Genomic DNA, 26987 nt, shown 5'->3' with positions numbered 1-26987 from the left:
GATGGGACGTGGAACATCAAGTAAGATGCGCGGTATTAGGGTTAGGAAGGCTCGGTTATAACCATGCGAAAAATCTCGTCACAAGTGTTCCGGGGGCAAAGCTGGTCAGTGTCGGTGATCCGTTGAAAGGGAGATCGGAGCAAGTTGCCAAAGAATTTGGTATTGAAAAGTGGTCAGAGGACCCGTATGAGATATTGGAAGATCCCGGCATTGATGCTGTCATTATCGTAACGCCGACAAGCACACATAGCGATATGATCATCAAAGCAGCGGAGAACGGCAAGCAGATATTCGTTGAAAAACCGCTGACATTAAGCCTTGAGGAATCAAAAGCGGTTTCTGAAAAAGTGAAAGAGACAGGTGTCATTTGCCAAGTCGGCTTTATGAGGCGATTCGATCCCGCATACGCAGACGCCAAACGGCGGATCGACGCTGGAGAAATCGGCAAACCCATCTATTATAAAGGCTTTACGCGCGATAAAGGAACGCCTCCGGCAGCGTTTATCAAACACAGCGGCGGGATCTTTATAGACTGCTCCATCCATGACTATGATATTGCCCGTTATTTGCTCGGAGCAGAGATCACTTCTGTTTCCGGACACGGCAGGATCTTGAACAATCCGTTTATGGAGGAGTATGGCGATGTCGATCAGGCATTGACATATATAGAATTTGACTCCGGCGCAGCGGGGGACGTCGAGGCAAGCAGAACTTCTCCATACGGACATGACATCCGGGCGGAAGTTATCGGGACTGAGGGCAGTATTTTCATAGGGACATTGAGAAATCAACACGTGACCATCCTGTCGGCGAAAGGGAGCAGCTATGATATTATACCAGACTTTCAAACTCGTTTTCATGAAGCCTACTGCTTAGAGCTGCAGCATTTTGCCGAGTGTGTCCGGGATGGAAAAACACCGATCGTGACAGATGTCGATGCAACGATCAATTTAGAAGTCGGCATTGCCGCGACCCAATCGTATCGAAGCGGCAGGCCTGTACAGCTGGATGTGAAAAGTGCTCACATTCGGTTATAGGCGTCGGCACACCCGCACATCTTTCCGATCAAAAAAGCAAGGACAGTTTAGCCCTTGCTTTCTTTCTTCTCATATAAATAGTATACATAATCAGTAGGTACGCCTGGATGGCCAAGCTGCCTCAGCATGGCGGTCACGTTCCCTCTGTGATACGTGCCATGATTGATGACATGCAGGATGACGCCTGTATAAGTTGTTACGAGTGTTCCGTGTGTCGGATGCTGAAATAAGACCTGCTGTTCAAAGTCCGTCTGGCGGCTGAAGAAATCGTGATACTGTGCCTCCAGTTCAGAAAAATGCCCATTAATCACTGCCATATCACGATGCGCGGCCTCGAATTTTCCGACGCTGTCTATCACCTCTTGGTAGGTTGCTCCTGAAAGAGTTTTCAGCCAAATGTAGTCAGCCCTGCACATATGAAGCAGCACGTCGCTGATAGAAGGGAATACGCTCTGTACTTCTTGATAAGCTGTTTCCTCCGGCAGGCTTTCGATATGATTCAAGATTCGCTTATTCGCCCAGGAATGGTAGTCATAAAACTGTTTAGCATCAGTCATCAGCATTGCCTCCTTTTCTATGACATTCGCTGTGTCTTTTGTTTTCCCTTCAATTTCTTAACAGTGATACTCCGAAATACCCTGCTGCTGCCCACATCACCACTGCCGAGCATTTGTTTACGATCAGCATAAGCCTGCCGCTCGTATCCATTGTCTGAAACAGCCGGCCCGCTATCGCAAGACTGATAAACCAAAACCAAGACACAGCGATGCAGGCGGCCATAAAGAGCCATTTTTCAAGCCCCGAGTATTGGAGCGAGCTTGTGCCAATGACGCCGATCGTGTCCAGAATGGCGTGTGGATTTAAAAGAGAAACGGCGGCCGCAAACGCAGCTTGTTTTTTAGCTGTGAACGTATTTTTCTCATTTTGGTTTGCTTTCGGATGGCTGTTCCAAGTCACCCAACCCATATAGAGGAGAAACAAAAATCCCCCGGCCATCATCACTGTTTCAAACACAGGCAGCTGCTGAACAATGACAGATACACCCGCAACGGCTAATGCGATTAATAGGGTATCGCAGACAGCAGCGCTGATGACGGCGGGAAGTGCCCGCCAAATATGCCTTTGCCATGTCCCTTGCTGAAAAATAAATACATTTTGCGCTCCCAGCGGCAAAATTAAGCCAAAGGCAAGCACAACTCCGTGAATGATTGCATTCATGCTGAAAAAACTCCCTTCACATCTGTTTTTTCAATCATAAGGGAGATTTTTTCCCAAGTCTCCGGCCATTTGGTTGGGTTTAAGACCAGCCAAATGTATAATGTGAAGAAAAGAGGGGGGATGAACTTGTCGCAATGGCGGCCAAGCCGATATTCGGATGTTCCGCTGCATCGGCAGATCGAACAGTACATGAAAGACAAAATTCTTCACGGAGAGTGGGCTGTAGGGACGAAAATCCCTTCACAGAGAACGCTGGCCGACATGTTTCAAGTGAACCGCAGCACAGTGACAGCAGCCATTGACGAACTCACGTCTCAAGGCCTGTTTGAGGGGAGAAGAGGTGGCGGCACGAAGGTTGTAAACAGTACGTGGAGCGTGCTGGCGGCTGAGCCTCCTCTCGATTGGAGCAATTACGTCCGTTCAGGTATTCATCACCCTAATTCTTCCATCATCCAGGAGATTAATCAAAACGAACCAAGAGCGGATATCATCAGATTAGGCACAGGGGAGCTTTCACCGGACCTGCTGCCTGCTGGCACAATGCGCCGGATGTTTCAGCAGATCAATCCGCACGCCCTGTCTTTAGGATACGAGCAGCCGAAAGGAAATCGTAAGCTGCGGGAGGCGGTGGCGGATCATTTGAAAGGCAAGCAGATCCATGTATCACCGTCAGCGATTTTAATTGTGTCCGGCGCGCTTCAGGCGCTTCAGCTTATCTCGATCGGGCTTTTAAAACGAGGTTCAGTCATTTTGACGGAAAAGCCGTCCTACCTTCAATCTTTGCATGTGTTTCAATCAGCGGGGATGCGGCTTCGCGGCATGCCGATGGATGAAGCGGGAATCAAGGCGGGGCTTATTTCTTCTTATCGAAAACAGTACGGAGGGCAGCTGCTTTACACCATTCCGTCGTTTCATAATCCGACGGGCACTGTTATGTCAGAGCAGCGAAGGGAAGAGATCATTGGCCTGTCAAAAAAAGAGCAGCTGCCAATCATTGAGGATGATGCGTACGGTGAATTATGGTTTGAAGAAAAACCGCCTCAACCGTTAAAAGCAATGGATCATGAAGGCAATATTTTATATGTGGGCACGTTTTCAAAAACAGTGAGCCCCGGCCTGCGAATCGGCTGGCTGGCCGGACCGGAGCCGGTCATTGAACGGCTGGCGGACATTAAAATGCAGACAGACTACGGATCGAGCGGCCTGTCCCAGTGGGCGGCAGCCGAATGGCTGTCACAGGGGTATTATGAAGAGCATCTGACATGGATACGCGGGGTTTTAAAACAAAGGAGAGATGCGGCAGTTCAGTTTCTCGAGCGGTATGCCGGGGACATCGCGACGTGGCGGATTCCCGCCGGCGGCTTTTATATGTGGGTGACATTTCACAAACCCTTGCCTGTCAGCCGTTTCTTTCATGAACTGCTGAAACAGCAGGTGCTGGTGAATCCCGGTTCTATTTATAACGGCGAAGATCGCAACAGCATCAGGCTGTCATATTCCTATGCATCTCTTGCGGATTTGGAAACAGGCATTAAAGCGGCAGCCGATACAGCCCGCCGCCTGATGATCTAACATTTGTTATACAATGACAGCTCCCAGCGCCCTGGCGAAAGCCATCGCGTGCTCCGGCGCGATTTTGCAGCCTTTCAATTTGTCGAGGGAGACATGAAGCTGTTCAAAACGGCAGGTGCTGATGTCCATATTTTGAAGGGACGTGCCGGTAAAGCTGGCGCCTTCCAGTTCGCACCCGTCAAAGTGTGTCTGCTGGAGCGTCATATTGCTGCACTCACTTTGCATAAGGGCACAGTGATCAAATCGAACTTGTTTCATATTTGAGTAAGAAAATGAACTGAAATGTCCGTGGCATTCCTCGAATGAAACATTCCGCAGCGTTGAGTCCGCCACATTCATTCCAACCATTTTTGATTGCTTAATGGAAGTTCTGTGAATGACAGCTCCGCTGAAATCGGTGTTTGACAAATCACATTTTTCAAAGATCACATCGGTCAGTTCAATCTGCCGGAAAGACACATCAATAAATACGACATTTCTGAATACCGTTTTTTCCACACAAAGTTTTTCAATATCTTCGCCGCAGATTGTACAATCTTCAAACAAGCGCATGCTGATTACATCATCCTGCACCGCGGTTTTATGGAAATCTGCGGTTTGCAGGTTTTCCGGTATGTGAGGTTTTTGAATCACTATTTTATTCATGCGATGACATCCTTTGCTGCCCGAAAACCAGAAGCCTCCGGGATCAATTTAATAGATCGTTACGGGAATTGCTACATATAGTGAATCATGAAGAGCCTTTTCTTGGTATGGCAGCCCGCTTGTTTTGTAAGCATAAATGGAAAGCTTCCTGTACGTCAAGGCGTTTACAGACCGGGAAAGAAAAGGGAACAGGAGGAGTGCGGAATGGGGCATTACATCAAAACCGAGGAGCATGTGACACTGTTTGTAGAGGATATCGGGCATGGAAGGCCGATCATCTTTTTGCACGGGTGGCCGTTGAATCATAAGATGTTTGAATATCAAATGAATGAGCTTCCGAAAAGAGGATTCCGTTTTATCGGCGTTGATTTACGGGGATATGGGCAATCTGACCGCCCATGGGAAGGCTACGATTATGACACGATGGCCGATGATGTCAAAGCTGTCATTTATACACTGCAGCTTGAGAACGCGATTCTTGCCGGTTTTTCGATGGGCGGCGCAATTGCAATCCGTTATATGGCAAGGCATGACGGAGCCGATATTGGTAAGCTGATTTTATTGTCGGCAGCGGCCCCCGCATTTACAAAACGCCCGGGTTATCCGTACGGAATGAGGAAGCAGGATATTGACGATATGATCGAACAATTCAAAATGGATCGGCCCAAAACACTTGCTGATTTAGGGACACGGTTTTTTGAGAAAAAAGTGTCGCCAGAGCTCAGACAGTGGTTTCTCAATTTGATGCTGGAGGCTTCCTCCTATGGGACGATCCACTCAGGCATTGCATTAAGAGACGAGGATCTCAGAAAGGATCTTGCGTCAATCAAGGTGCCTGCGCTGATCCTGCACGGGAGAAAGGATCAAATTGCGCCGTTTGATTTTGCAAAAGAATTGAAGCGCGGCATCAAGCAGTCTGAATGGGTTCCATTTGCAAAAAGCGGGCACGGAGCTTTTTATGAGGAAAAAGAGAAGATCAACAGTTTGATTGCGCAGTTTGCCAAATCATGAGAAAAAACCCGATATTGATCGGGTTTTTCATATGATGCCTTTATTTTGCAGTTCTGTAATGATCAGATCAGCTCCATCGGAAATAGATGTCTGGTCTGACTCAATGATCAAATCCGGTGAAAGCGGCTCTTCATACGGAGAATCGATTCCGGTAAAATGTTTGATCTCTCCGTTTCGCGCTTTTTGATAAAGTCCCTTCGGATCGCGCTGTTCACAAACATGCAGCGGGCACTTCACATAAATTTCGAAGAACTCTCCTTCAGGGAATAGCGCTCTGACCATGTCCCGGTCCTCTCTGAATGGAGAAATAAAAGCCGTTAAAATCATTTGCCCGCTGTCGACAAACAGCTTCGCCACTTCTCCGATCCGGCGGATGTTTTCAATCCTGTCTTCAGTCTGAAAACCAAGATCTTTGTTTAAGCCGTGGCGGATATTATCGCCGTCAAGCACATAGCTCTGAATGCCCATACGGTACAGCTTTTCATCAACGGCATTGGCCAGCACTGATTTTCCTGAGCCGGACAGCCCGGTAAACCAGAGGGCGCAGCTTTTGTGTCCGTTTAAGGACTGTCTGTCAAACTTTGAGATTGCAGCGGGGTGCCAAATGATGTTCGGATTATGCGTCATTGCAATCCCCCGCTGTTTTGCTGGATGGCAACGGGCTGTTGGTGTAGACCCTTGATCAGCACGTTTGCGACCTCAGGCCGGCTGAATTCTTTAGGCGGTTTTTTTCCTTGGCGGAGAAGCTCTCTTACTTTTGTGCCTGATAAGTGGATGTGGTCTCTTTGGCTATGCGGACATGTTTTCGAGGTGGCCATGTTTCCGCATTTCCGGCAGTAAAAGCTGTGCTCGAAAAACAGGGGCTTGATGCCCAGTTCCTCCTCTGTGAATGATTGAAAAATAGTTTGTGCGTCGTACGTTCCGTAATAGCTGCCGACACCCGCGTGATCACGGCCTACAATAAAATGGGTGCAGCCGTAATTTTTGCGGACGAGCGCGTGGAAAACCGCTTCCCGCGGACCTGCATACCGCATGGCGGCAGGGAAGACCGATAACATGACGCGATCCTTTGGATAATAGTGATCAAGCAAAACCTGATAACTTTCCATTCTGATATCGCTTGGGATATCGTCTGACTTCGTTTCTCCGACGAGCGGATGAAGCAGCAGACCGTCGACCGTTTCTAACGCTGTTTTTTGAATGTATTCATGCGCTCTGTGAACAGGATTTCTGGTTTGAAAACCGACTATTGTGTGCCAGCCGAGTTTTTTAAAGGCCGCTCTTGTTTCTGCAGGCGCTGCGTAAAACTGTTCGAAGGTTTTGTCGGGTAGGCGGCTCACCGTGATAGGCCCTCCGATATAGTAATCCGGACGCTCCAGCAGTTTTTTTACGCCTGGGTGGGCAGGATCGCTTGTTTTAAAAACAGACAGTGCTTCTTGTGTTTTATCAGGCTGGTATATATCAATGACTGTGATCATGCCGTAGGCAACGCCGTCTTTCACAAGCTTGACGCGATCTCCGGCAGACAACTGTTTTGCTGTTTCTTCTCCGACAGGGAGCGTAATCGGCAGGCTCCACGGTAAGCCGTTTGCCAGCCTCATCTCTTTCACAACAGAATGATAATCTTTTTCTCCCAAAAAACCAGTTAACGGGCTGTAGCCGCCGATCGCGATAAGCTCCAGGTCGCTCAGTGCAAGCTGATCCAGCTCCGCTTCGCACGTGCACCCTTCAAAATGGCATGCGGGATCGCAGCGGTTGATTAACACCCCTCCATGGGGCTCGTTTCCATTCAACGTGTTCAACCTCCATTTTTACGTTTCCTTTGTTCTCTTTTCTGCGCTTGCTCAAAGCTTTAAAGCAGCGTTCAACATTCTTTCAACAAGGACATGCCGGCCATTATTCTTGATGCAGGCCGCATTCTGTTTTCTCCCGTCCGGCCCATCTTCCGGCCCTCTCATCGTTCGGGTCCGAGGAAGGCAATGTACACATTTCACAGCCTATGCTCGGGTAATGTTGATCGTGCAGTTTGTTATAAGGTAAATTGTGCAGGCGGATGTACGTCCAAACGTCACCCCATGTCCAGTGGATGAGCGGGCAAATTTTAATGAGCTCAAACTTCTGATCCAGATTCACGTATTGAATATGCTTTCTTGAAGGCGACTGCTCCCGGCGCAGCCCTGAAATCCAAGCTGTCATGCCGGACAGGTGCTTTTTCAGCGGCTCGATTTTTCTCAATTGGCAGCATAGGTTAGGGTTATGCTTCCACAGTTCTTCGCCGTATTGCGTCTCCTGTTCTTTTAAGCTCAGCTCGGGTTGGAGTAGCTGGATTCTCAAGCTCGGATATCGCTCTTTGACGTTCTCGATCAGCTCATATGTTTCTTGAAAATGCAGCCCTGTATCCAAAAAGATGATGTGCGCGTTTTTGTTGATTTTTGATAATAAATCGAGAAGCACCATCCCTTCTGCACCAAAGCTGCACGCGTACACAATCTTATCCCCGTATGTTCGGTAAGCCCATTTCAGCACATCGAGCTCATCGATCAATTGACCCGTTATCTGTTTGGCCTGCGTGTCGTTCCATGTATCATATGTGATGATTTGTTCGTTCAACGTTTTCCCCCCGTTTGCATCTGTCTGTTTTAATCTATTGATCGAGTTATAGGCAGACTATTCATTTTTTGCATAAAGGTTCAGGTTTTTAGGTGCGGCGTCCGCCTAAAATGAGGGGCGGAACCATTAAGAGACCAGCTGAATATGCTTTTAAGCAAAATGGTTTTATGCCCAAGGAGAGGTGTTATGCCGATTACCATTTATCAGGGGCATCATCATTCGCTTGCCCCGGCGGATATTAATATCGTCATTGATGTCATCAGAGCCTTTACAGTCGCCCATTATGCGTTTATCGGCGGGGCGAAAGAAATTTTATTGGTCCGGACAGCTGACGAAGCCTTTGCGCTGAAAGACACCTATCCGGATTACGTATTGACGGGAGAAGAAAAGGGGGTCGGTATCAGCGGGTTTGATTTGGATAATTCACCAAAACGCATGGCGGAGCAGGATATGGCGGATAAGCGCCTGATCCAGAAGACAACAAACGGCGTCACAGCGGCGTTAGGGGCGCTGAACGCCAAGCATCTGTTCGTGACCGGATTTTCAAACGCCAGAACAACTGCAGAGCATGTGAAAACGCTCGCGGCAAAGGATTGTGTCATGAACATTGTCGCTTCCCATCCGTCAGGTGATGACGACATGGCGTGTGCGCAGTATATAAAGGGCATCATTGAAGAGACAAATGAGGCAACGGCTGCGGAGGCGATTGAAAGAATAAAACGCTCATCTGTTGCGGAGAAATTTTTTGACTGCCGCCAGCCATTGTTTGATTCGGAAGACATCGTATACTGTACAAAAGAATTGACAGGCGATTTCGTCATGAAAGTGAAACAAGAAAGCGAAGTTCCAACGATAGAGAGGGTCATAATATGAATGATTTTTCACTAGAATTGCCAGTGAGAACAAGCAAGCCGAGAGAAACCGGGCAGACCATTTTAATCGATAACGGCTATCCTTTGCATTTTTTCAAAGATGTAATAGCCGCGGCGTCCGACTATATTGATTTTGTGAAATTCGGCTGGGGCACATCATTACTTACGAAAGATCTTGAAGGGAAAATCAGCACGCTGAAAGAGCATGACATTAAATTTTTCTTTGGCGGCACACTGTTTGAGAAGTATGTAAGCCAGAAAAAAGTGAATGAATTTCATCGGTACTGCACCTATTTCGGCTGTGAATATATTGAGATTTCAAACGGTACGCTCCCCATGACAAATAAAGAGAAAGCGGCTTATATTGCCGATTTTTCCGATGAATTTCATGTGTTCAGCGAAGTGGGCAGTAAGGATGCGGAATTATCAAGCCGGCAAAGCTCTGAGGAATGGCTTGAGTATATCGTTGAGGATATGGAAGCGGGCGCGGAAAAAGTGATGACGGAGGCCAGGGAAAGCGGGACAGGAGGAATCTGCTCGAGAAGCGGCGATGTTAGGTTTCAAATTGTCGATGACATCATTTCCTCAGATATTGATATGACCCGGCTGATTTTTGAAGCGCCGAACAAAACGCTCCAGCATGGGTTTATCCATAGGATCGGGTCGAATGTGAATCTGGCCAATATCCCATTTCAAGATGCAATCGCGTTGGAGACGCTGCGTTTAGGGTTAAGATCCGATACCTTTTATTTGTAAAACGGCGGCTGCGGGGCTCTCGTCGTGAGAGAGCCTCTGCCTATTATTTTTTATGGCGGTACATAGGCGTGAGATAGGGGAGTGAAGTCAGACGGATGTTATAGATGAAGTCGATGACTCTTGTCGATATGACTTGGCATATCAAAGCTTGAATGACGATGCCCCAGTCAATAATAGACGCAGTAACCATAAAAATGATGCAATTCATGAAGAGCAGGATCGTTCCGGGATTCCCGCCGCGGTAGATGGAAATCATCAGGGCAAGGGCTCCGAATCCTCCGTTTGAAATTTTATATTTGTATAAAAGTCCGATGCCGAGTCCCAATAACACAGCGCCGCTTGCCAGATCAAGCCACAGGTTTGATGTGATATCCGGTAAAACCACATCAAAGATCAATACCGAGACAGAGGTGACGGTAATCGAGGCGAGGGTGCCGGTGAATGTTCTCATCTCCAGCCATTTTAAAGCGGTAAAAAGCATCGACACATTCACGGCCCATACTGAAAAGCCATGAGGAATTTGAAACAGATAATGCAATAGCACCGCGATACCTGCTGCCCCGCCTGTCGGAATATCATGCGGAAATAAAAACAAGGACATGCCGAGTCCCTGTAATACGCCGCCTGCGACAATCATAAACGTGAGTTTTGCTTTCATCAGCAGTTCAGCCATTAAGTCGTTTGCTCCTTTATGAAAAGACTTGTCCGCTGTTTCCATTTTATGAGGCTGTCCATGATTTATGTCTGCAAATAAAGAAATGGCCCAGCTTAATAGACTGAGCCGTCCCACTTGTAGCGATTGACGATGTCCATATTGATTTCTGAGCCAATGCCTTTGCCTTTCGGGATGTGGACCAGTCCTTTTGAAGGCTGAAGGCCGATGAGATCTGTAAAAGGATTCTCCATGACGTCCCACTCAATCGGTTCAATTTGATCGTTTTCCATTTTAGACCATGGAGCCAGACACGCTTGTGCAAATAAAGCATATAGGCGTGAGAGCGATCCATCATATGCATGTGCGGATGCTCTGACGCCGAAATAACGCGCGAGCTGGAGGGAGTCCCGGAATTCATCAATTCCGTTAACATGCATGACATCGGGCTGAATGATATCCAAGCACCGCTGGGAAAGAAGGGGCGCAAATTGGGCCGCGCCTTTCATATTTTCTCCTCCGGCAACAGGAACAGATAAACGGCTGCGCAGCAACGCGTAATCCTGCGGGTGATCAAAGGGCAAAGGCTCCTCGAACCAGCCGATGTTCATCCACTCATGAAAATAGCGTTCCCATTTGAAAGCGGTCGCGGCGTCGTAGCTTTGGTTTGCGTCCAGGATCATCGTAATGGAGCTGCCGGCCGTATGCTGCAGTGCGTTAATGTGCCGTACATCTTCCTCGAACGCAGTCCCGCCAATTTTGACTTTGATTTGCTTAAAGCCCTTTTTTAACTGGATTTCTACTCGGGCAACGGATCGGCTGATCCATTGCGAGTGTTCTGAATACGATTGAAAAGAGGCATATACAGGGATCTCTTCTCTGTACCGCCCGCCCCATAGTTCGCAAACCGAACAATCCGCAGCTTTGGCCGCAATTTCTGTCAGCGCCATGCTTACGGCGGAGGCCGCCCGCTGATGCCATTTTTGAATCGTGCGCACTAATGGCAGGCGGCTGCCGGCCTGTTTCCCTAAAAGATAGGGAATGATCCGTTTGGTAAAACCGATATGGAGAGCCGGGAGCCAATCAACACACTCTCCCCAGCCGTCAATCCCGCTTTCGGTGACAATTCTGATGAGATAGCAAGTTCGATAGCGCTTCAATCCGTTTGCGTCTCCGTATGGCTCTTCTAATCGATGCAAAAGCGGAAAGGTCTCAATCCGTTCGATTTTCAAACTGGATACTACCTTTCCTCAGCTGGCTGAAGCCGATTGCCAGACATTTTAGGATCTTCTTTTTCTTTTGTTTCTTCTTTGTCTTGATTCACATGGATGAGCAAAATCACGAGAATGCCGACAACAAGCGTCAATCCGGCAATGCTTAAAAACATGCCGGGTCTGGACCATTGCATCAGGCGGCCGAAAATCGGAGGCCCGATGGCAACCCCTAAGAAACGAACCGATCCGTACAGCGAGGTCACAAATCCCCTTCTTTCTTTACCGACAGCCCCGGTAATAAAGCTGTTCACGCAAGGAAGGACAAGGCCTGAGCCTATACTGCTCAGCACAAGGACGCTGATAAAAAACACAAGATTCTCAATGAAAGACAATGACGCATAAGAAACAGTCATAAAGGCCAATCCGAGAACGATCAGCTTTTTCATTAACGATTGCTTTTTCCCGATCTTGCTTCCGGTTGTATAGGACGTCACACACATGACCAAAAGCGGAATCGCCAAAATCAAGCCTTTTTTGACGCCATCGGTATCGTATGTTTTTTCGAGGACATCAGATAGGTAGAAGAGAATCCCGAATAAGGTAAACAAACAAGTCGCACCCGCTAAATAAGCGGTAAACAGCCATCTGCCTTCATGTTTAAAAACACTTAACAGGCCTTTCGCATATTTTCCGATCGGGGGCGGTTCTTTTTCCTTTTTCTTTTCTTTAATAAAAATCCAAGTCAGCACGATCGAAATGATACAAAACACCGGGAAGGCAAAAAACGCGCCATACCAAACAAGCAAAGCGATAAGCGATCCAATGATTGGCGAAAGCACTTTTCCCATGCCGTTTGAGGCTTCAACGAGGCCGAGCACCTTGCTTTCTTGGGCGCCTTTAAACAGATCACCCGTCAGCGCCATGGCAATCGGGCCCGTTCCGGCTGCTCCGATTCCCTGCAGCGCCCGTCCTGCCATGACCCAAGGGTATGCATTGTCAAAAAAACCTGCGGCAAAACCGGCTAACAGGCCGCCGGCACCATACAGAAATAAGCAAGGGATAATAATGATTTTCCTTGAGAATCGGTCGGCGAGATAACCGACAATCGGAATGGCAAACGCCGCAATCAAGGAAAATACTGTGATTACGAGACTGACCTGAAATTGAGATAAATGAAGTTCAGATTGCATTTTTGGCAAAATCGGAATAAGCATTGAGTTTCCAAGTGTTAATATTAAAGGGATTGAACCGATTGCAACAATCGTCATTCCGTTATTTTGTTTTGATGATTCCATCTCAGAGCACACTCCTTTTCTTCTGCTTAGAATGTCCCTGATAGCTTCATTTATTCAACGTTCAGACAGCAAAAAACCGAACAGAAAATACCTGTTCGGGAAAAAGAGGGTTAGCCGAACCCTTGTGAGATCAAGGCGAATAATTGTCCGTTTCTAGCGGGCAGTGTCTTATTTGGGTAAAGCATGAGCGGGGGCTCATCGTCTAAGTGAAAGCCCATCGCTTCCAGTCTGTCATGCAGAGTCGTGTGTTCAGCCGGTATATCGATGCGCATTGGCCCTTGTTTGCCGTCGGCCAGCCTGTTGATTAATCTTGCAGCAACGTCTGACGATGGGGCGATGAGGGGGCCGAATTTCAGATTGGCAGGTGTCTGTACAGAAAGGCCGTAGCCAATCAGCTGACCCTTGTTGTTTCTGGCGATAATACATTCCTTTGAAATGGAAATAAGCTGCTGCATAAGGTTTGATCGATCTCCGCCAAAGGCTGCCAGGTCGGCAGCGGCTAATTCTTGAAAATCTTGTTCTCTAAAGGATGCCAGTTCTGCATCAAGGTGATCTTGCTTTTCAATCGGTTGAAAACTGTGACAGCTGTACTTTCGGACTGAACCCGCCGTATGAAAACCTGCCTTTTCATAAAGCGGCAAACCTTCTTTTGTGGCGCAAAGCCTGATGGTGGTGCTTTCATCCGTTTGGCTGATACACGCGTTTACCATCCGGCGCCCGAGACCGAGCCGTTTGTATTCCTTATCCACGATGACGAGTCCGATAGAAGCAAGACGGCCAAACAAAAACAAGCCGATACAGGAGATGATGTCTCCGCGGACATTTTGATAACCGAAAAAGCGTCCTTGTTGGAAAAGCATTTTCAGCTCTTGTTCGCCATAATCCGGCCACCCGGCTTGCCTGCAAAGCCGCAATAGGCCGGGAATATGTTCTTCATGAAGCTCAATCAGCTCTTCCATTACCTTCACACAGTTCACCTGCTTGTTCCGAGTTTTTTGTACATGACGATATGTGTGCCAATGCCGGGAACTTCAAATGGTTCGCCAAGTTCCTTCCAGCCAAGCTTTGCGTAGTAGCCTTTGACATGGTATCTTGCATTGCACCAGACCGCCTGTACGCCTCTCTCGGCCAGTTTCTCCTCCGCGTGTTTGATCAGCGCGCTGCCGGCTTTTTGTTCGCGATATCCTTCAAGCGTCGCCATGCCTCTCAGCTGGTATGCGGAGGTGGCTGTTAATAATGGCTGATGTTGAGGGGAAAAAGAAGCGATGCTGATGAGCGTTCCTTCAAAAAATACACCGAGATGAAAAGCGCCTTCCGCACGGTCCTGTTCATATTTGCATTGTTCGATGGATTGATGGGGACGCAGGATGCGCTGCCGGATGTCGTATGTATCTTCCGCGGAAATGGTTTTAACTTCAAGCATGATGTTCCTCCTCTTAAAAAGTTTTCTATATCGTAACATGAATCCGATTAGAAAAGACTGCCTGATTGACTCAGGCAGCCATATTTAACGCAAATAAATATTTTGGCGTTGTTCGTCTTTTTGCTGTATATACGAGGTGAGCTCAGCGGTTAAGTCAGATCTGAGAAAAGGCGTAATCAAGTAGATGCCGTTAAACAGCTCGCATGCCGCATCCAGCAGGGAGCGTGCAATTGCGAGACCTTCCGCTTTTTGCTTCTCTTTATCCTCACCTGCAAGAGCCATTTTTTCGCGAATGGAGTCTGACAGCTTAATCCCGGGAATTTCATTGTGGATGAATTCAGCATTCCGGCTGCTTGTGAGCGGCATAATGCCGATATAGATGGGCGTCTTCAGATGCTTTGTTTCGTTATGGATATCGACAAGCTGCTGCTCGGAATAGACAGGCTGTGAAACAAAATAATCGGCGCCGCAATCTATTTTTTTCTCCAGCCGTTTTACCGCTTTATCCAGATGGCGGACATTAGGATTAAATGCGGCGGCGACTGAGAAATTCGTTTTCTTGCCAAGTGGTTTTCCAGACAGGGACAGCCCTTCATTGAACTGTTTGATCAGCCTGATTAAATCAAAGGATGTTAAATCATAAACAGACGTCGCCCCCGGGAAATCCCCGATTTTAGAAGGGTCGCCTGTAATGGCCAGCACGTCATTCAGCCCTAACGTATCAAGGCCCATTAAATGTGACTGCAAGCCAATAATGTTTCGGTCACGGCACGTAATATGGACAAGGGAGCGCATATCGAGCTGCTGCTTCACAAGGGCGCCGCAGGCAACATTGCTGATCCGCGGAGTCGCCAAGGAATTATCAGCGAGCGTCAGGGCGTCGATTCCCGCTTCTTTTAATTCAGCAGCGGCGGACAAAAACTTGTCAAAACTCAATTTTTTCGGCGGATCCAGCTCTACGATGATGGAGCGTTTTTCCGCCGCGATCTCATTCAGGCCGGGCTCTGTCCGCTCATGCTGAACAGAGATAAATTCTTTCGCCCGGGTTTTGACTTCTTTTTCCGTAATCGGAGCAAGCCCGCCAACCGCTTCCGCCATCGCGCGGATATGATTCGGCGTGGTGCCGCAGCAGCCGCCGATAATCCGCGCGCCTTGCTTGCGGAATTCTGACGCGCTGTTTTGAAAATACGTGTCGTCAGTTTCATAGACGAGCCGTCCCTCTTCAAGCGAAGGAAGACTGCTGTTCGGATAAACTGATAAGAACACGTCATCAAAAATCGGCACTTCGCTGAGCGCTTCAATCATATGATAAGGGCCGAGCCGGCAGTTAATGCCGACGATATCAGCCCCGAGATCCGCAATCGATCGCAATGCTTCAGAAAGAGGAGTTCCGTCCTGCAGTACGCCTTGCTCATGCATAGAGACATTGAGCATAATCGGAAGCCCAGTCTCTTTGCGCGCGATTTTCAGCACTTCACGGGCTTCTTCCAAATCATAATACGTTTCTAACAGCAAGCCATCCGGCTCTTCATGCAGCAGCAGGTACAGCTGCTCGCGAAAACTGCGTTTGATTTCGTCAAGGCTGTACGCGTTTTTATTAAATGTGCGGATGCCGCCCATCGTCCCGAGGACGTACGCATCTCCTGCTGAAGCCCGCGCGATTCTTACTGCCTCTTGATTCATCTTTTTAATGTCATCCTCAAGCCCGTGTCTCGATAATTTAATATAATTGGCCCCGTACGTATTCGTTTGAATGATGTCGGCTCCCGCCTCAACGTACGCTTTATGTATGCGCTGAATTTCCTCCGGCTTCGAAATGTTGAGCTCCTCGAAACATCTGTCAATGCCATAGGAGTAGAGGAGCGTTCCCATGGCGCCGTCACCGATTAACACCTGTTTTTGCAAATCTTCTAAAAGTCCCATTGTCTGCCTCCTTTATTCACATTCAGCAAGGAAAAAAGAGAAATAAAAAAAGTCCTCTTAAGAAGAAGACTTTGTCAGTGATTTTGTCTCTTCTTATCTTCCAAGCTGTTCGAGCTTGCTGGATTTAGCACCTTGGTCATGGCTGATCGCCATTACACCGGTTGCTGAAGCTTCGTCGGGCCAGTCCCTCTGCTTCTCTTGATAAGAACGGATATGAAGTTTTCGTGTTCAGGAAATGCCAAAAGATTCCGGGCTTTTTCCCTTTCTCCAAATTTACCGAAAATAAAGACAATAATCAATAGGATTCAGAAAATTTATCTGAAATTTATAAATTGAACGTCAATCGGCAGATCTGCGTCCCGCACAGCTGAGATAATCTGCTGCAGGTCATCCTTGTTTTTTCCGGTGACGCGCACTTGATCATCCTGCACTTGAGACTTTACTTTCAGTCCGGAGTTTTTGATGATCATATTGACTTTTTTGGCATTATCTTTGTCAATGCCTTGAACAAGCTTTGCGCGCTGGCGCACCGTTCCGCCGAACGCGTTTTCAATCTTGCCGTAATCAATGTTTTTTGTCGGCACGTTTCGTTTAATCAATTTACTGACCAGCACATCTTTCAGCTGGCTTAATTTGAATTCGTCATCGGAAACAAGGACAAGCTCCTCTTTATCTAAAGAAATGTCGCTTTTGCTTCCTTTAAAGTCATAGCGTGTGCTGATTTCCTTCAATGCGATTTGGATCGCGTTTTGCACCTCAGGCAATTCCACCTTGGATACAATATCAAATGAACTTTCTTTTGCCATATGAAAACCTCCATAACATTTAACTTATGTGTTGATTATAGTAGAATAAAGAGAAACTTCCAACAGAACAAAGAATCAATTTGTGATGATTGGAAAAAATGTTAACAGCATCCGCAGAAAAATAAGCGGAACAGGAAGGACGATAGCATGAGACCAGGGCAGCAATTAACCTTGAGTATAGATCACCAAACGGACTTCGGTTACTTTTTAACCGACGGAGAAGACACGATTCTCTTACATAACAGTGAAATAACTGAGGATATCGAGGACAGAGACGAAGTAGAGGTTTTTATATACGTCGATCAGCAGGAAAGGCTTGCGGCCACGATGAGAATTCCGGTCATCAGCGCGGATGAGTACGGCTGGGTCGAAGTGGTGGATAAAGTGGAAGATATGGGTGTATTCGTTGATGTCGGTTTATCTAAGGACGCGCTTGTTGCAACTGAGCATTTGCCGCCATACGAAGATGTGTGGCCGCAAAAAGGCGACAAGCTCTACTGTATGCTGAAAGTGACGAACCGGGGGCGCATGTTTGCCAAACCAGCGCCGGAAGACATCATCAGCGAACTGTTTACCGATGCCTCAGAGGATCTGATGAATAAAGAGCTGACAGGTACGGTGTATAGACTGATCGCAACAGGTTCATTCATTATCACGGACGACGGTATCCGCGGTTTTATCCATCCGTCAGAAAGAAAAGAGGAGCCAAGACTCGGTTCAAGAATCACGGGACGGGTGATTCAAGTAAAAGAAGACGGTTCAGTCAATATGTCGCTGCTTCCGAGAAAACAGGATGCATTGTCTGTAGATGCCGAGTACATTCTGACGTATATAAGAACAAGAAACGGCGCTATGCCTTACGGCGACAAAAGCCAGCCTGACGATATCAGAGAACGTTTTAACATGAGCAAGGCCGCTTTTAAACGCGCGCTCGGCCATTTAATGAAAAATGGAAAAGTGTATCAGGAAGACGGATGGACATACGAGAAAAAATAGCATGAAAAAGGCTCGCCTGCAGCAGGAGTGCAAAGCGAGCCTTTTTTTATTTCTAGTTTAATTCATCAACCAGCGTTCTGATTGCCATTTCGCGATCGACATTGTCTGAAATCGCAATCGGCGTAATATCAATGGCAAGAATGATCAGAATCAGGGCGCCGGCTGCAGCAACATAAGAAACATAATAGAAATAGTTAGCGGTATCGACCGTGTTGACGAGCTCGGCCTGAACTCTGGACGTATCATCCTTGGAAGCGGCGATTTCCTTTGCGGCTTCCACTTTTTCTTCAACGATTTGACCCGCTTTTTTCAGCAGTTCATCCACTTTCAATGCATCTTTGCTGTAAACAGCTTTCTTCAGGTTATCAAAGAAGTCAGCATCCTCTTTTTTAATATCAGCAACAACCTGATTGGCAAATGCCTTTGCCTCTTTTGTGTTGAGTTTGTCAGTCATGGCTTTATTGAAGACCTCTGGAAGCTGTTTGCCTACTTCCCCCTGAGCAAATACAAACCCTTTAAAAATTTCCTCACCTGAATACTCGAGCTGCTTTGCCTGTGCCACACTTTCTTGCTGCTTCACCAAAAACACAGTCGTCACCAATACAACCGACAAAAACACTAGAAACGCCTTCTTCAAACTGAAACCTCTCCCTTCTTTTGTTTTTTATTCCACAACAGTCTGCGAATATATGTAAATTGAATCGTGGAATCGATAGGAGTGAGATACAATATCAAAATGCCGGCCATGATAAGCGAGAAACTGATGAGGCCCAGCATGACTGCAAAAATCTCATGCATAAAAACAGCGATAATCAAAATCAATCTCCAATGCTTCTTCGGCGCGAACAGCGCCGCAAAGATGACAATCTGAACCAACAGCGTCCCCCATGTCGGAATCACCACGAATGGACTTGTCACAAACGGCTTCGTTAACGCCTGAAAAAAGCCGTTAAAGCCGATGGTTTTTTCCTGGGCGAAATAATAGACGGCTGTTCCGTCCACCCATTCCTGCTGAGACAGCTTAGCGACGGTAGAGTGAAAATAAAGCACCGCCACTTGGATTCTGATCACAAAATAAGAAATAAAAGCTGTAATTTTTCCAAGTGTTCTTTTGCCTTCTAGAGGACTCGTGCTCCAATGCCATTTTCTCGGATCGGTCAGCGTGATGGGGAGCAATAAAAAGGTCATGACAGCTGCTGCCTGCTCGCCTCCGTCGATGACGATTAACGATGACTGCAAGCTGTAACTCACATACCAATGGAGAACCCCCGTGATTCTAGGGCGCCAGCCAATCACGACAAGCACCAGAATGACAATGCAGACCCATCTGAGAAGATTTAACATCATATAGTTATTTTCGCCGAGGCAAAAGAGACTGAGATTCATTTTACAGGCAGGATAACTGCTGATTCCGCTCGCTGGCTTCATGATGAGACTCGGATGATTGACGAGCAGCGTCAGCAGGCTGGATAGCGCAATAATGCTTCGCGCGAGGCCGTATACATTTGTCCACGGGTTTCTTTCGTCCCATCCGGTGATGGTCTGTTTTATGTTTTCGAGCATGAGATCACAACCTTGACTATGCTTTTTACCTGATAAGACGAAGGGGTGTATTTAGAATAGCTCCAAGGAACAATATCCTCTTTCGTCAAAAAGTAGCTGCCGCAAAGCAGCGGGCGGGGAGCGGGTGTTTTTAATTGCACGGTTTTGGCTTTGCTTTTGCAGGCGCCGAGGTCATTTTCTTTACATGCTGTCCACTGTTCCTTGCCGACTTGGCTGTAGATGACGCCCATTTCAACGCCTTGAGATCTCCCATACCGATACAGGCCGAATAGATTATCAGCCCTCATATTGGGCCAGCTGACCTTGGCGCTTTCTTCGCCATCCTCATATAATCCGATCGCAGTATCACGGGGATTTTTGCTAAAAAAGCCCCAGCCCTGAGGAATGACGCTGGACATGAGAAATTTGGCGTCCTTTGTCAGCGGAATCGGGGTTGTCCCTAAGCTGCCAATAATAGAAAACAGAAATAACGAACCCCAAAGGACTGAAAAAATGACAAAAAATGATATCGATTTCTGCATTCGACTGCTCCTTTTAACCTCAAGAATCGTTTTTTCACTTTTCATAATATAAAAACATTTATGTAATAAAAAGGTTAAAAAGTATGAGAAATTCCATTTTTGTTAAAAGAAAAAACAGGACCTTTTTCACTGCTATATGTGATTGATATATAGTGGTTTTTTCGATATATTTAAACCATGAAAACGAATCAAATTAATGACCGCTGGATTGTTCAATTTCGAAAAGGGATTTTCGAGCTGGCCCTCCTTTCCCTGCTGCGCTCTAAACCGATGTACGGTTATGAGCTGACGTCATCCTTAAAAACGACCTCGGCACTGGCTATTTCAGAGGGAGCGATTTATCCGATTCTGAAACGAATGACCGAGAAGGGATGGATCGAATTTTTTTGGGAGGATTCGCTGGACGGCCCGAAAAGAAAGTATTATAAAATGACGCAAAAAGGAGAAGAAATGTTAAAAGAACGGCTGGAGAAATACCTGGAAACCCATCAAGCCTTACTGTCTTTATCGGAGGATTTGCTATGAATGCACAGCACATCATTGACAGGTACATGGAGGAACTAAATGCAGAGCTGGCGAATATGCCTGATGTAGAGAGAGAAAACGCCATCTGCGAATTAAAGGGGCATATAACCGCTTTCGTACAAGACAGAATCAAAGCCGGCCTTAGTGAAGAGGAACTGCTGGAAGCTGTTGAAACCGAATTTTCTCATCCGAAGGAGCTTGCCGAAGCGATGAGGTGTGATGGGGGAGAGGCGAAAAGGAGGGGGTCTTTATTGGGCAAAAGCTGGCTTTCGGTCCTTCTCCTTGCCGTGATTATCGCCCTGCCGCTGCTGCCGCCCGATTACAGATATCTGCCGCTGGTTGTTTATTTAACGGTGCTCGCCGGATATGTGTGGAAGCGGAAAAAACTGATGATGTTTGCTGGCGTCAGAAAAAACAAATTACGCTCTCAAAAGGAGATTGTCACGATTTCGCGAGTGGGTGCGGCTTATTTGCTGTTTTTGGCTGTGCTGCTTCTTTTGCAGCCGTTCCTCAATGCATCCGTCGTCCTGCTGCTGATTGCAGTAAGCTGCGCCGCTTTTTTTCTTTTTCTAAACGTCAAGTAATGTTGTAGGAGGCTCAAATATGGAAATCGGCATCAATTATCTGTTAATTGTCATCGCGCTTTTATTTTTTGTAGTTGCCTATTTTGTCGGGATCAAAAAACAAACGTGGATGCTGGCCGGATTTAATGAGGCCCGTATCCGGGATAAAGATCGGCTGGCCAGAATAGCAGGCTACTTTTTCTTGAATTCCGGTTTGTTCATTTTGCTGAATAGCTTTATCTCGTTTCAAGGCCAGGAGCAGCTCATTCCGCCGCTTATTTTGGCATATGGAGCAGGGGTTATTATTTATGTCAATAAAAAATTAGTAGAGTAGCAAAAGAAGGGCAGAGCGAAATATCTCTGCCCTTCTTTTTTTTGGAAAATAAGAACGATGCACCACATACAAGTTTTTGTTTTTTTGATAGGATGAAGAAAAATGATAGATTCCAAAACAGGAAGGATGTGGTGTTTTGCGCAACCTAGCCAAGAAGTCTCTATTGCTAGCCGGCTTATGCACGGCGGCCCAAATGGTTTTTGTAACACAGGCCTCAGCTGATCAAAGCATCAAATATGACAATACGTATCAAACCCCTTCATACATCATCGAAAAATCATCACCGAAGCAAGCACAAAACACAACCCAAAAAGAATCACTATTTTCCTATCTTAACAAGCATCAAACGCATTTTAAGCTCAAAGGGGATGCGAACAGCCATTTTCGCATTTCGAAAACAATAAAGGATCCAAAGACAAAACAAACGTTATTTAAATTAACGGAAGTTTACAAAGGAATTCCGATTTACGGCTTTGAACAAGCGGTCGCAATGAAGGAAAACAAACAGGTGAAAAGTTTCTTTGGAAAGGTGCATCCGCAAATAAAAGACGTATCCGTCACACCGTCTATTTCTGAAGAAAAAGCAATACGTACAGCGCGGCGTGAGCTCGAGGCTTCCATAGGGAAAATCGAATATATTGATGGGGAACCGAAAGGCGAATTATATATCTATCCGCACGACGGGGCATATGATCTTGCCTACCTTGTGAGAATCTCGACATCTGAACCTGAGCCTGGCTATTGGCACTATTTCATCGATGCCAAAAGCGGAAAGGTCATTGAGTCTTTTAACGCCATTCATGAAGCGGCAGGTACAGGAATCGGCGTCTCAGGTGATGAAAAAAGCTTTGAAGTCACAGAACAGAATGGGCGCTATTATTTGGCGGACGAAACAAGGGGAAAAGGGATCAATACGTTTGATGCGGAGAACCTGAATGAAACCTTGTTTACGCTTTTGTCTCAATTGATCGGGTATACGGGCAAAGAAATAGTCAGCGGCACGCCGGTATTTAAAGAACCGGCGGCTGTGGACGCGCATGCAAATGCGCAAGCCGTTTACGACTATTACAGCCAGACATTTGGCCGAGATTCTTTTGATCAAAACGGAGCAAGGATTACGTCTACCGTGCATGTCGGCAAAAAATGGAACAATGCGGCGTGGAACGGTGTGCAGATGGTATACGGTGATGGAGACGGCTCAACATTTAAGCCGCTGTCCGGATCACTCGACATTGTCGCACATGAAATCACACACGCAGTCACGCAGTATTCCGCCGGTCTTTTATATCAAGGAGAACCCGGTGCATTAAACGAGTCCATTTCCGACATTATGGGGGCGATGGCAGACCGTGATGATTGGGAAATCGGCGAGGATGTTTATACCCCGGATATGGCGGGAGATTCATTACGATCACTAGAGGACCCATCCAAGCAGGGAAATCCCGATCATTACTCGAACCGTTACACAGGAACAGAGGATTATGGCGGAGTCCATATCAATTCGTCCATCCACAATAAAGCAGCTTACCTTCTGGCAGAAGGAGGCGTGCACCACGATGTACAGGTTGAAGGGATTGGGCGTGAAGCATGTGAACAAATTTACTATCGGGCTTTAACATATTATGTAACACCGTCTACAGATTTCAGTATGATGAAGCAAGCGGCAATCGAAGCGGCCAATGATTTATACGGTGAAGGCTCGAAGCAATCAGCCTCAGTCGAAAAAGCGTATAAAGCTGTCGGAATTCAATGAGCAAACAAAAACAGTCAGGACATTTGAGCCTGACTGTTTTTATTTGCTTATTTTCTTAAAAAGAATATCGCCAATGTGCCGGGGCCGGCGTGTGAGCCAACCGCAGAACCGATCGAATGCATGATGATCTCTTTCGGCTTGAACTCATCCTCTATCAAGTGTTTCATGCCAATGGCTTTTTCTTCATCCGCGGCATAGCTGATCCCGACGGTTTGATTGCTCCAATCATCACCGCGCTCTTTCATGAGTTCGATGATCCGTTTAAAAAGTTTCTTCTGTCCGCGGATTTTTTCCAGAGGCACCAGCTTGCCGTCCTCCATTTGAAGCAGCGGTTTAATATTCAGCAGACCTCCGACAAAAGCGGATGTTTTGGAGATGCGGCCGCCTCGTGCAAGATAGGTGAGATCATCCACGGTAAATATGTGATCAATCTGTTCGCAAAAGTTCTTTACAGACGTTTCAATTTCTTGTATTGTATTCCCGTTGATACAGAGATCGGCGGCATGCCGGACGGCCAGACCGTATCCTAATGAAGCGCATTTAGAATCAATGACCCGCAAATCGAAATCGGGAAATTCCTCTTTCACTTCATTGGCCATCATCACAGCTGTCTGATACGTGCCGGAAAGGCCTGAGGAAAAGGCAATGTAAAGAGCGGGATCACCTGTTTTGGCATATTGCAAAAATACATTTTTAATCGTTTGCGGTGAGGCTTGGGACGTCTTAGGCGTTTCTCCTTTTTGCATCGCTTCAAATATTTGATCCGCATCAATCGTGACTGCATCTTCGAATTCTTTATCGCCGAGAGAAACCCTTAGCGGAATAAAGCCAATGCCGTTTTCTTCAAAGTAAGAACGGGGCAGATCGGCGGCGCTGTCAGCGATGAGATGAACTGTCATATTGCTTCCCTTCTTTCTGTTATCGCTCGTTATCATAAGAGTTAAGCCAACTATATCATATTAATTTGCCAAAATCGTGTTCAAATATTTGTTTTAAGGGAAAACATAATAAAGAAGAAAGAGCGGAGGAACAAGCCATGGTACTAGATCAAACAAAAAAATTACTCGTCGTCATCATCGGCGCTTTACTCAATGCGGCCGGGCTGAACTTATTTTTGATCCCGGCAGACGTATATGCCAGCGGATTTACGGGAGTCGCCCAGCTTTTATCAAGCGTCATTGTTGAATATGCCCCCTTTTATATATCGACGGGAACGCTCTTGTTCCTCTTAAACATTCCGGTCGGTATTTTAGGATGGATGAAGGTCGGCAAATCGTTTACGGTGTACAGTATTTTAAGTGTCGGGCTGACTACATTGTTTATGGGAATCCTGCCGGAAACAAGCCTGTCACATGACATTTTGCTGAACGCGGTGTTCGGCGGCGTCATTTCCGCGGTCGGTATCGGCTTAACGTTAAAATACGGTGCTTCCACAGGCGGGCTCGATATCGTTGCCATGGTGCTTGCAAAGTGGAAGGATAAACCCATCGGCACGTATTTCTTCATTCTCAATGGGATTATCATCTTGACGGCAGGATTATTGCAAGGTTGGGAGAAAGCATTATATACCCTGGTTACACTGTATGTGACAACGAGGGTGATCGACGCCATTCACACCCGCCACATGAAGCTCACGGCGATGATCGTGACGAAAAAAGCGGACGAAATCAAAGAAGCCATTTATGGAAAAATGGTGCGCGGCATCACCACTGTTCCGGCTAAAGGAGCCTTTACGAACGAACAGAAAGAGATGATGATTATTGTCATCACAAGGTATGAACTGTACGATTTAGAGAAGATTGTCAAAGAAGTCGATCCGAAAGCATTTACAAACATTGTTCAAACGACTGGGATTTTTGGTTTCTTTAGAAAAGACTGACGAAAGCAGGTGGAAGTCGTGAAACGGCTGCTTGTGCTGCTCTTGCCCGTGCTGCTTTTAATAGGCTGCGGGAAAGATGAGCAGACTGAACCCGATAAGGAGGTATCAGGCGGAATGGAGAATCAAGAGGTTGTTTTATCTGTTGACGCAATTCAGGAGCCTGAACAAATCAAGTTTAACATGTCGCTGAAGAACCAAAGTGAACGTGCTATCGAGTTTCAATTCAGCACAGGACAAAAATTTGAACTTGTCGTGTATGATTCTGAGCACAAAGAAAGATACCGTTATTCGAAAGACAAAATGTTTACGCAAGCTTTTCAAAATCTGACACTTGAATCTGGAGAAACCTATGATTTTTCTGATGTGTGGAAGGAAGTCCCTGAGCCGGGAACCTACGAGGTGAAGGTGACATTTAAAGGCAGAGCGGAAAATCTCAAACAGGTTCAGGCTGTTCAGCAGTTTGAAGTGAAATAAGAGGCTATGGCAAATCGCCATAGCCTTTTTTTACTGAAGTTTCTCCAGCTGATCCTGAAATTGATGGAGCTGGCGACGTTCTGCATCTGTCGAGTTGGCGTACGCAGAAGACACAGCATTTTTGGCTCTCAGAATCGCTTGATCCTGATCGCCTTCCTCAAAGCCGTTTGTCACCATGACAGCCTGTTGAACGAATGATTTTGCCTGCTGAAACAGTTCATTTCTCATTTAATATTCATACTGCCTTTCCGCCGAGTCTCGTGCCGCGGCATGCTGGTGAGCTTCTTCTAAAGTAGACCGATATGGAAATTTTGCGGCGTGTAGCCCGACGGAGTCTTTACCCTGGTGAATAAACCTTCTGGATTTGCTTCGTTTACCCATTTTGAGACTGCCCCCTTCCATACTTTGACGAGATGAGTCGTCTTCAATAGTATGGTGGGGCGAAGTCATGTTTATGAATGGGAAAATATTAATACGGGCCGGCCTTTAAAGTGAAAAATATTCTTTCAAAAATCTTGCCACGCCGTCTTCTTCATTTGTAACGGTTGTTCGGTTGGCAACCTGCTTGACCGCGTCAATTCCATTTCCCATCGCAACGCCGCAGCCGGCGAATTCAAGCATTTCCAAATCGTTATCCTCATCCCCGAAAGCAATGATCCGCTCCTGCGGCACGCCGTAATAATCGCTGATTTTCTTCAGGCCGACCGCTTTATTCATGCCGCTTTTAATAATTTCTATGACATGCCACGGCGCGGCCCATCTTCTATGGTCGATCACCTCGGCGTGCACATTCGATAAATAGGAGCGTATGGCCGGCACATCTTCTTCTTTTGCGTGAATGAGAACGGATGTGACATCCTCGCCAAGATTTTCCCGCAAGTCTCCGACCGTCACGTTTGTTGTATTCATGTTAAAAGCATCAATCAAGTGCTCATCATGGTAATGAAAGTACACGTCGTCAATGACTTCAGCGAGCACATTATGTACGTTGTAGCTCTCGCTGATATCCACCAGCTGTTTCACAACATCAAGCGGCAACGAGGTATGGTACCGTCCCCAGCTGTCGTCCTGCGGATGATGGACAAACGCTCCGTTAAAATTGACAATTGGCGTAGTCAGCTCCATCTGCTGGTAGTACATGGAACTTGAACGGTACGGACGTCCTGTTGAGATGCAGACATAATGCCTGTCATCTTTTAGGTGCTGTATCGTCCGAAGGGTGTTTTCTGATATGGTTTTATCATCCTTTAATAACGTTCCATCTAAATCTAATGCGATTAAATAGGGTTTTGTCTCCATGAAAAGCTCCTTTAACCTTAGAGTTTGCTTGTTTTGCCTTAATTAC

At 46.7% G+C, this 26987-nt stretch carries 30 protein-coding genes, 2 pseudogenes and 1 riboswitch; of the genes and pseudogenes, 12 read left to right on the top strand and 20 right to left on the bottom strand.

Annotation, left to right across the window (positions count from 1 at the left end; genetic code table 11):
• The first annotated feature begins 8 nt into the window (after positions 1-8).
• On the top strand, positions 9-1037 hold the full coding sequence (locus tag V6D44_RS04060) for a Gfo/Idh/MocA family oxidoreductase (protein WP_202328467.1): 1029 nt from the start codon (positions 9-11) through the stop codon (positions 1035-1037).
• Positions 1038-1084: 47 nt separating this feature from the next.
• Here the strand turns inward: V6D44_RS04060 and V6D44_RS04055 are convergent, their stop codons facing one another.
• Together V6D44_RS04055 and V6D44_RS04050 are read right to left on the bottom strand one after the other, a co-directional pair.
• Complete coding sequence (locus V6D44_RS04055; protein ID WP_087993623.1) at positions 1085-1594, bottom strand: DinB family protein; 510 nt, start codon at positions 1592-1594, stop codon at positions 1085-1087.
• A 49-nt stretch (positions 1595-1643) separates the two neighbouring features.
• A pseudogene (locus tag V6D44_RS04050) lies at positions 1644-2293 on the bottom strand (LysE/ArgO family amino acid transporter).
• Between the two features lie 82 nt (positions 2294-2375).
• Between V6D44_RS04050 and V6D44_RS04045 the strand changes: the two are divergent.
• Positions 2376-3827, top strand: coding sequence for an aminotransferase-like domain-containing protein (locus V6D44_RS04045; RefSeq protein ID WP_202328465.1), 1452 nt, complete (start codon positions 2376-2378; stop codon positions 3825-3827).
• Between the two features lie 6 nt (positions 3828-3833).
• Here the strand turns inward: V6D44_RS04045 and V6D44_RS04040 are convergent, their stop codons facing one another.
• Positions 3834-4472 (bottom strand): pentapeptide repeat-containing protein, encoded by a 639-nt coding sequence (locus tag V6D44_RS04040; RefSeq protein ID WP_253268997.1) that lies wholly within the window; start codon positions 4470-4472, stop codon positions 3834-3836.
• A gap of 204 nt (positions 4473-4676) precedes the next feature.
• On the opposite strand from V6D44_RS04040, the gene V6D44_RS04035 reads away from it, so the two are divergent.
• Entirely contained in the window at positions 4677-5483 is an 807-nt protein-coding gene (locus tag V6D44_RS04035; protein WP_087993619.1) for an alpha/beta fold hydrolase, read from the top strand.
• Positions 5484-5510: 27 nt separating this feature from the next.
• On the opposite strand, the gene cysC is transcribed toward V6D44_RS04035, so the two are convergent.
• The 3 genes from cysC to V6D44_RS04020 all read right to left on the bottom strand — a co-directional run bounded on the left by cysC (position 5511) and on the right by V6D44_RS04020 (position 8093).
• Complete coding sequence (gene cysC, locus V6D44_RS04030) at positions 5511-6110, bottom strand: adenylyl-sulfate kinase (protein WP_087993618.1); 600 nt, start codon at positions 6108-6110, stop codon at positions 5511-5513.
• A complete protein-coding gene (sat, locus tag V6D44_RS04025) occupies positions 6107-7276 on the bottom strand; it encodes a sulfate adenylyltransferase (protein ID WP_087993617.1) in 1170 nt (389 codons plus the stop codon). Before sat ends, cysC begins: the two co-directional genes overlap by 4 nt.
• A 103-nt stretch (positions 7277-7379) precedes the next feature.
• The gene (locus V6D44_RS04020; protein ID WP_087993616.1) at positions 7380-8093 is read right to left on the bottom strand and encodes a phosphoadenylyl-sulfate reductase; all 714 of its coding nucleotides are present in this window, start codon (positions 8091-8093) and stop codon (positions 7380-7382) included.
• A 186-nt stretch (positions 8094-8279) separates the two neighbouring features.
• Between V6D44_RS04020 and V6D44_RS04015 the strand changes: the two genes are divergently transcribed.
• Positions 8280-8966, top strand: a complete 687-nt coding sequence (locus tag V6D44_RS04015; RefSeq protein ID WP_087993615.1) for a 2-phosphosulfolactate phosphatase — start codon at positions 8280-8282, stop codon at positions 8964-8966.
• Positions 8963-9721 carry a phosphosulfolactate synthase gene (locus V6D44_RS04010; protein ID WP_087993614.1) on the top strand — a complete coding sequence of 253 codons (759 nt, stop codon included), beginning with the start codon at positions 8963-8965 and terminating at the stop codon, positions 9719-9721. The genes V6D44_RS04015 and V6D44_RS04010 overlap by 4 nt, the downstream gene beginning before the upstream one ends.
• Positions 9722-9764: 43 nt before the next feature.
• On the opposite strand, the gene V6D44_RS04005 is transcribed toward V6D44_RS04010, so the two are convergent.
• The 7 genes from V6D44_RS04005 to V6D44_RS03975 form a co-directional block, all read right to left on the bottom strand.
• Positions 9765-10394, bottom strand: a complete 630-nt coding sequence (locus V6D44_RS04005; RefSeq protein WP_087993613.1) for a YitT family protein — start codon at positions 10392-10394, stop codon at positions 9765-9767.
• A 95-nt stretch (positions 10395-10489) separates the two neighbouring features.
• Positions 10490-11605 (bottom strand): mandelate racemase/muconate lactonizing enzyme family protein, encoded by a 1116-nt coding sequence (locus tag V6D44_RS04000; RefSeq protein ID WP_087993612.1) that lies wholly within the window; start codon positions 11603-11605, stop codon positions 10490-10492.
• An 8-nt stretch (positions 11606-11613) separates the two neighbouring features.
• Positions 11614-12882 carry an MFS transporter gene (locus tag V6D44_RS03995; RefSeq protein WP_087993611.1) on the bottom strand — a complete coding sequence of 423 codons (1269 nt, stop codon included), beginning with the start codon at positions 12880-12882 and terminating at the stop codon, positions 11614-11616.
• A 110-nt stretch (positions 12883-12992) separates the two neighbouring features.
• Positions 12993-13850, bottom strand: a complete 858-nt coding sequence (locus tag V6D44_RS03990) for a GNAT family N-acetyltransferase (RefSeq protein ID WP_202328460.1) — start codon at positions 13848-13850, stop codon at positions 12993-12995.
• Between the two features lie 5 nt (positions 13851-13855).
• The gene (locus V6D44_RS03985) at positions 13856-14305 is read right to left on the bottom strand and encodes a GNAT family N-acetyltransferase (RefSeq protein WP_087993609.1); all 450 of its coding nucleotides are present in this window, start codon (positions 14303-14305) and stop codon (positions 13856-13858) included.
• Positions 14306-14389: 84 nt separating this feature from the next.
• On the bottom strand, positions 14390-16228 hold the full coding sequence (locus V6D44_RS03980; protein WP_087993608.1) for a bifunctional homocysteine S-methyltransferase/methylenetetrahydrofolate reductase: 1839 nt from the start codon (positions 16226-16228) through the stop codon (positions 14390-14392).
• A gap of 90 nt (positions 16229-16318) precedes the next feature.
• Positions 16319-16436: riboswitch (SAM riboswitch) on the bottom strand.
• 106 nt (positions 16437-16542) lie between these two features.
• Positions 16543-17034, bottom strand: a complete 492-nt coding sequence (locus tag V6D44_RS03975; protein WP_087993607.1) for a YajQ family cyclic di-GMP-binding protein — start codon at positions 17032-17034, stop codon at positions 16543-16545.
• Positions 17035-17132: 98 nt separating this feature from the next.
• Here V6D44_RS03975 and V6D44_RS03970 point away from each other — a divergent pair.
• A pseudogene (locus V6D44_RS03970) lies at positions 17133-18030 on the top strand (CvfB family protein).
• 52 nt (positions 18031-18082) lie between these two features.
• Here the strand turns inward: V6D44_RS03970 and V6D44_RS03965 are convergent.
• From V6D44_RS03965 to V6D44_RS03955, 3 genes are read right to left on the bottom strand one after another with little or no spacing between them, the layout of a single operon-like run.
• A complete protein-coding gene (locus V6D44_RS03965; RefSeq protein ID WP_003239365.1) occupies positions 18083-18667 on the bottom strand; it encodes a sporulation delaying protein family toxin in 585 nt (194 codons plus the stop codon).
• Positions 18664-19593 carry a sporulation-delaying protein SdpB family protein gene (locus tag V6D44_RS03960; RefSeq protein ID WP_019258031.1) on the bottom strand — a complete coding sequence of 310 codons (930 nt, stop codon included), beginning with the start codon at positions 19591-19593 and terminating at the stop codon, positions 18664-18666. The genes V6D44_RS03965 and V6D44_RS03960 overlap by 4 nt, the downstream gene beginning before the upstream one ends.
• Positions 19578-20114 (bottom strand): SdpA family antimicrobial peptide system protein, encoded by a 537-nt coding sequence (locus V6D44_RS03955; RefSeq protein ID WP_087993605.1) that lies wholly within the window; start codon positions 20112-20114, stop codon positions 19578-19580. Before V6D44_RS03955 ends, V6D44_RS03960 begins: the two co-directional genes overlap by 16 nt.
• A gap of 177 nt (positions 20115-20291) precedes the next feature.
• Here V6D44_RS03955 and V6D44_RS03950 point away from each other — a divergent pair, with 177 nt between their 5' ends.
• From V6D44_RS03950 to V6D44_RS03935, 4 genes are all read left to right on the top strand, one after another.
• Positions 20292-20639: a PadR family transcriptional regulator gene (locus V6D44_RS03950; protein WP_087993604.1), complete on the top strand. Its 348-nt coding sequence runs from the start codon at positions 20292-20294 to the stop codon at positions 20637-20639.
• Positions 20636-21223 carry an HAAS signaling domain-containing protein gene (locus V6D44_RS03945; RefSeq protein WP_087993603.1) on the top strand — a complete coding sequence of 196 codons (588 nt, stop codon included), beginning with the start codon at positions 20636-20638 and terminating at the stop codon, positions 21221-21223. Before V6D44_RS03950 ends, V6D44_RS03945 begins: the two co-directional genes overlap by 4 nt.
• A gap of 19 nt (positions 21224-21242) precedes the next feature.
• The gene (locus V6D44_RS03940; RefSeq protein ID WP_003239356.1) at positions 21243-21536 is read left to right on the top strand and encodes a DUF3784 domain-containing protein; all 294 of its coding nucleotides are present in this window, start codon (positions 21243-21245) and stop codon (positions 21534-21536) included.
• A gap of 136 nt (positions 21537-21672) precedes the next feature.
• Positions 21673-23289, top strand: coding sequence for a M4 family metallopeptidase (locus V6D44_RS03935; protein WP_087993470.1), 1617 nt, complete (start codon positions 21673-21675; stop codon positions 23287-23289).
• A gap of 47 nt (positions 23290-23336) precedes the next feature.
• On the opposite strand, the gene V6D44_RS03930 is transcribed toward V6D44_RS03935, so the two are convergent.
• Complete coding sequence (locus V6D44_RS03930; protein ID WP_087993469.1) at positions 23337-24188, bottom strand: DegV family protein; 852 nt, start codon at positions 24186-24188, stop codon at positions 23337-23339.
• 137 nt (positions 24189-24325) lie between these two features.
• Between V6D44_RS03930 and V6D44_RS03925 the strand changes: the two genes are divergently transcribed.
• Complete coding sequence (locus tag V6D44_RS03925) at positions 24326-25168, top strand: YitT family protein (RefSeq protein WP_087993468.1); 843 nt, start codon at positions 24326-24328, stop codon at positions 25166-25168.
• 18 nt (positions 25169-25186) lie between these two features.
• Positions 25187-25642 carry a BsuPI-related putative proteinase inhibitor gene (locus tag V6D44_RS03920; RefSeq protein WP_313886384.1) on the top strand — a complete coding sequence of 152 codons (456 nt, stop codon included), beginning with the start codon at positions 25187-25189 and terminating at the stop codon, positions 25640-25642.
• A 30-nt stretch (positions 25643-25672) separates the two neighbouring features.
• Here V6D44_RS03920 and V6D44_RS03915 read toward each other — a convergent pair whose 3' ends face one another.
• From V6D44_RS03915 to yitU, 3 genes are all read right to left on the bottom strand, one after another.
• Positions 25673-25870, bottom strand: a complete 198-nt coding sequence (locus V6D44_RS03915; RefSeq protein ID WP_087993467.1) for a DUF3813 domain-containing protein — start codon at positions 25868-25870, stop codon at positions 25673-25675.
• Complete coding sequence (locus V6D44_RS03910; RefSeq protein ID WP_176365310.1) at positions 25871-26023, bottom strand: hypothetical protein; 153 nt, start codon at positions 26021-26023, stop codon at positions 25871-25873.
• A gap of 105 nt (positions 26024-26128) precedes the next feature.
• Positions 26129-26941 carry a 5-amino-6-(5-phospho-D-ribitylamino)uracil phosphatase YitU gene (yitU, locus tag V6D44_RS03905; RefSeq protein ID WP_087993466.1) on the bottom strand — a complete coding sequence of 271 codons (813 nt, stop codon included), beginning with the start codon at positions 26939-26941 and terminating at the stop codon, positions 26129-26131.
• Positions 26942-26987: the final 46 nt, after the last annotated feature.

The sequence above is a fragment of the Bacillus sp. 0209A genome, assembly GCF_036765095.1.
GTDB lineage: Bacteria > Bacillota > Bacilli > Bacillales > Bacillaceae > Bacillus > Bacillus subtilis_G.
This window is presented reverse-complemented; position numbering and strand designations above follow the sequence as displayed.

Coding starts and splice junctions, on each gene's coding strand:
- V6D44_RS04055 (WP_087993623.1), bottom strand. CDS start 1,594: ATGACTGATGCTAAACAGTTTTATGACTACCATTCCTGGGCGAATAAG.
- V6D44_RS04045 (WP_202328465.1), top strand. CDS start 2,376: ATGAACTTGTCGCAATGGCGGCCAAGCCGATATTCGGATGTTCCGCTG.
- V6D44_RS04040 (WP_253268997.1), bottom strand. CDS start 4,472: ATGAATAAAATAGTGATTCAAAAACCTCACATACCGGAAAACCTGCAA.
- V6D44_RS04035 (WP_087993619.1), top strand. CDS start 4,677: ATGGGGCATTACATCAAAACCGAGGAGCATGTGACACTGTTTGTAGAG.
- cysC (WP_087993618.1), bottom strand. CDS start 6,110: ATGACGCATAATCCGAACATCATTTGGCACCCCGCTGCAATCTCAAAG.
- V6D44_RS04015 (WP_087993615.1), top strand. CDS start 8,280: ATGCCGATTACCATTTATCAGGGGCATCATCATTCGCTTGCCCCGGCG.
- V6D44_RS04010 (WP_087993614.1), top strand. CDS start 8,963: ATGAATGATTTTTCACTAGAATTGCCAGTGAGAACAAGCAAGCCGAGA.
- V6D44_RS04005 (WP_087993613.1), bottom strand. CDS start 10,394: ATGGCTGAACTGCTGATGAAAGCAAAACTCACGTTTATGATTGTCGCA.
- V6D44_RS03995 (WP_087993611.1), bottom strand. CDS start 12,882: ATGGAATCATCAAAACAAAATAACGGAATGACGATTGTTGCAATCGGT.
- V6D44_RS03985 (WP_087993609.1), bottom strand. CDS start 14,305: ATGCTTGAAGTTAAAACCATTTCCGCGGAAGATACATACGACATCCGG.
- V6D44_RS03980 (WP_087993608.1), bottom strand. CDS start 16,228: ATGGGACTTTTAGAAGATTTGCAAAAACAGGTGTTAATCGGTGACGGC.
- V6D44_RS03975 (WP_087993607.1), bottom strand. CDS start 17,034: ATGGCAAAAGAAAGTTCATTTGATATTGTATCCAAGGTGGAATTGCCT.
- V6D44_RS03960 (WP_019258031.1), bottom strand. CDS start 19,593: ATGCTCGAAAACATAAAACAGACCATCACCGGATGGGACGAAAGAAAC.
- V6D44_RS03955 (WP_087993605.1), bottom strand. CDS start 20,114: ATGCAGAAATCGATATCATTTTTTGTCATTTTTTCAGTCCTTTGGGGT.
- V6D44_RS03950 (WP_087993604.1), top strand. CDS start 20,292: ATGAAAACGAATCAAATTAATGACCGCTGGATTGTTCAATTTCGAAAA.
- V6D44_RS03945 (WP_087993603.1), top strand. CDS start 20,636: ATGAATGCACAGCACATCATTGACAGGTACATGGAGGAACTAAATGCA.
- V6D44_RS03940 (WP_003239356.1), top strand. CDS start 21,243: ATGGAAATCGGCATCAATTATCTGTTAATTGTCATCGCGCTTTTATTT.
- V6D44_RS03930 (WP_087993469.1), bottom strand. CDS start 24,188: ATGACAGTTCATCTCATCGCTGACAGCGCCGCCGATCTGCCCCGTTCT.
- V6D44_RS03925 (WP_087993468.1), top strand. CDS start 24,326: ATGGTACTAGATCAAACAAAAAAATTACTCGTCGTCATCATCGGCGCT.
- V6D44_RS03915 (WP_087993467.1), bottom strand. CDS start 25,870: ATGAGAAATGAACTGTTTCAGCAGGCAAAATCATTCGTTCAACAGGCT.
- V6D44_RS03910 (WP_176365310.1), bottom strand. CDS start 26,023: ATGGGTAAACGAAGCAAATCCAGAAGGTTTATTCACCAGGGTAAAGAC.
- yitU (WP_087993466.1), bottom strand. CDS start 26,941: ATGGAGACAAAACCCTATTTAATCGCATTAGATTTAGATGGAACGTTA.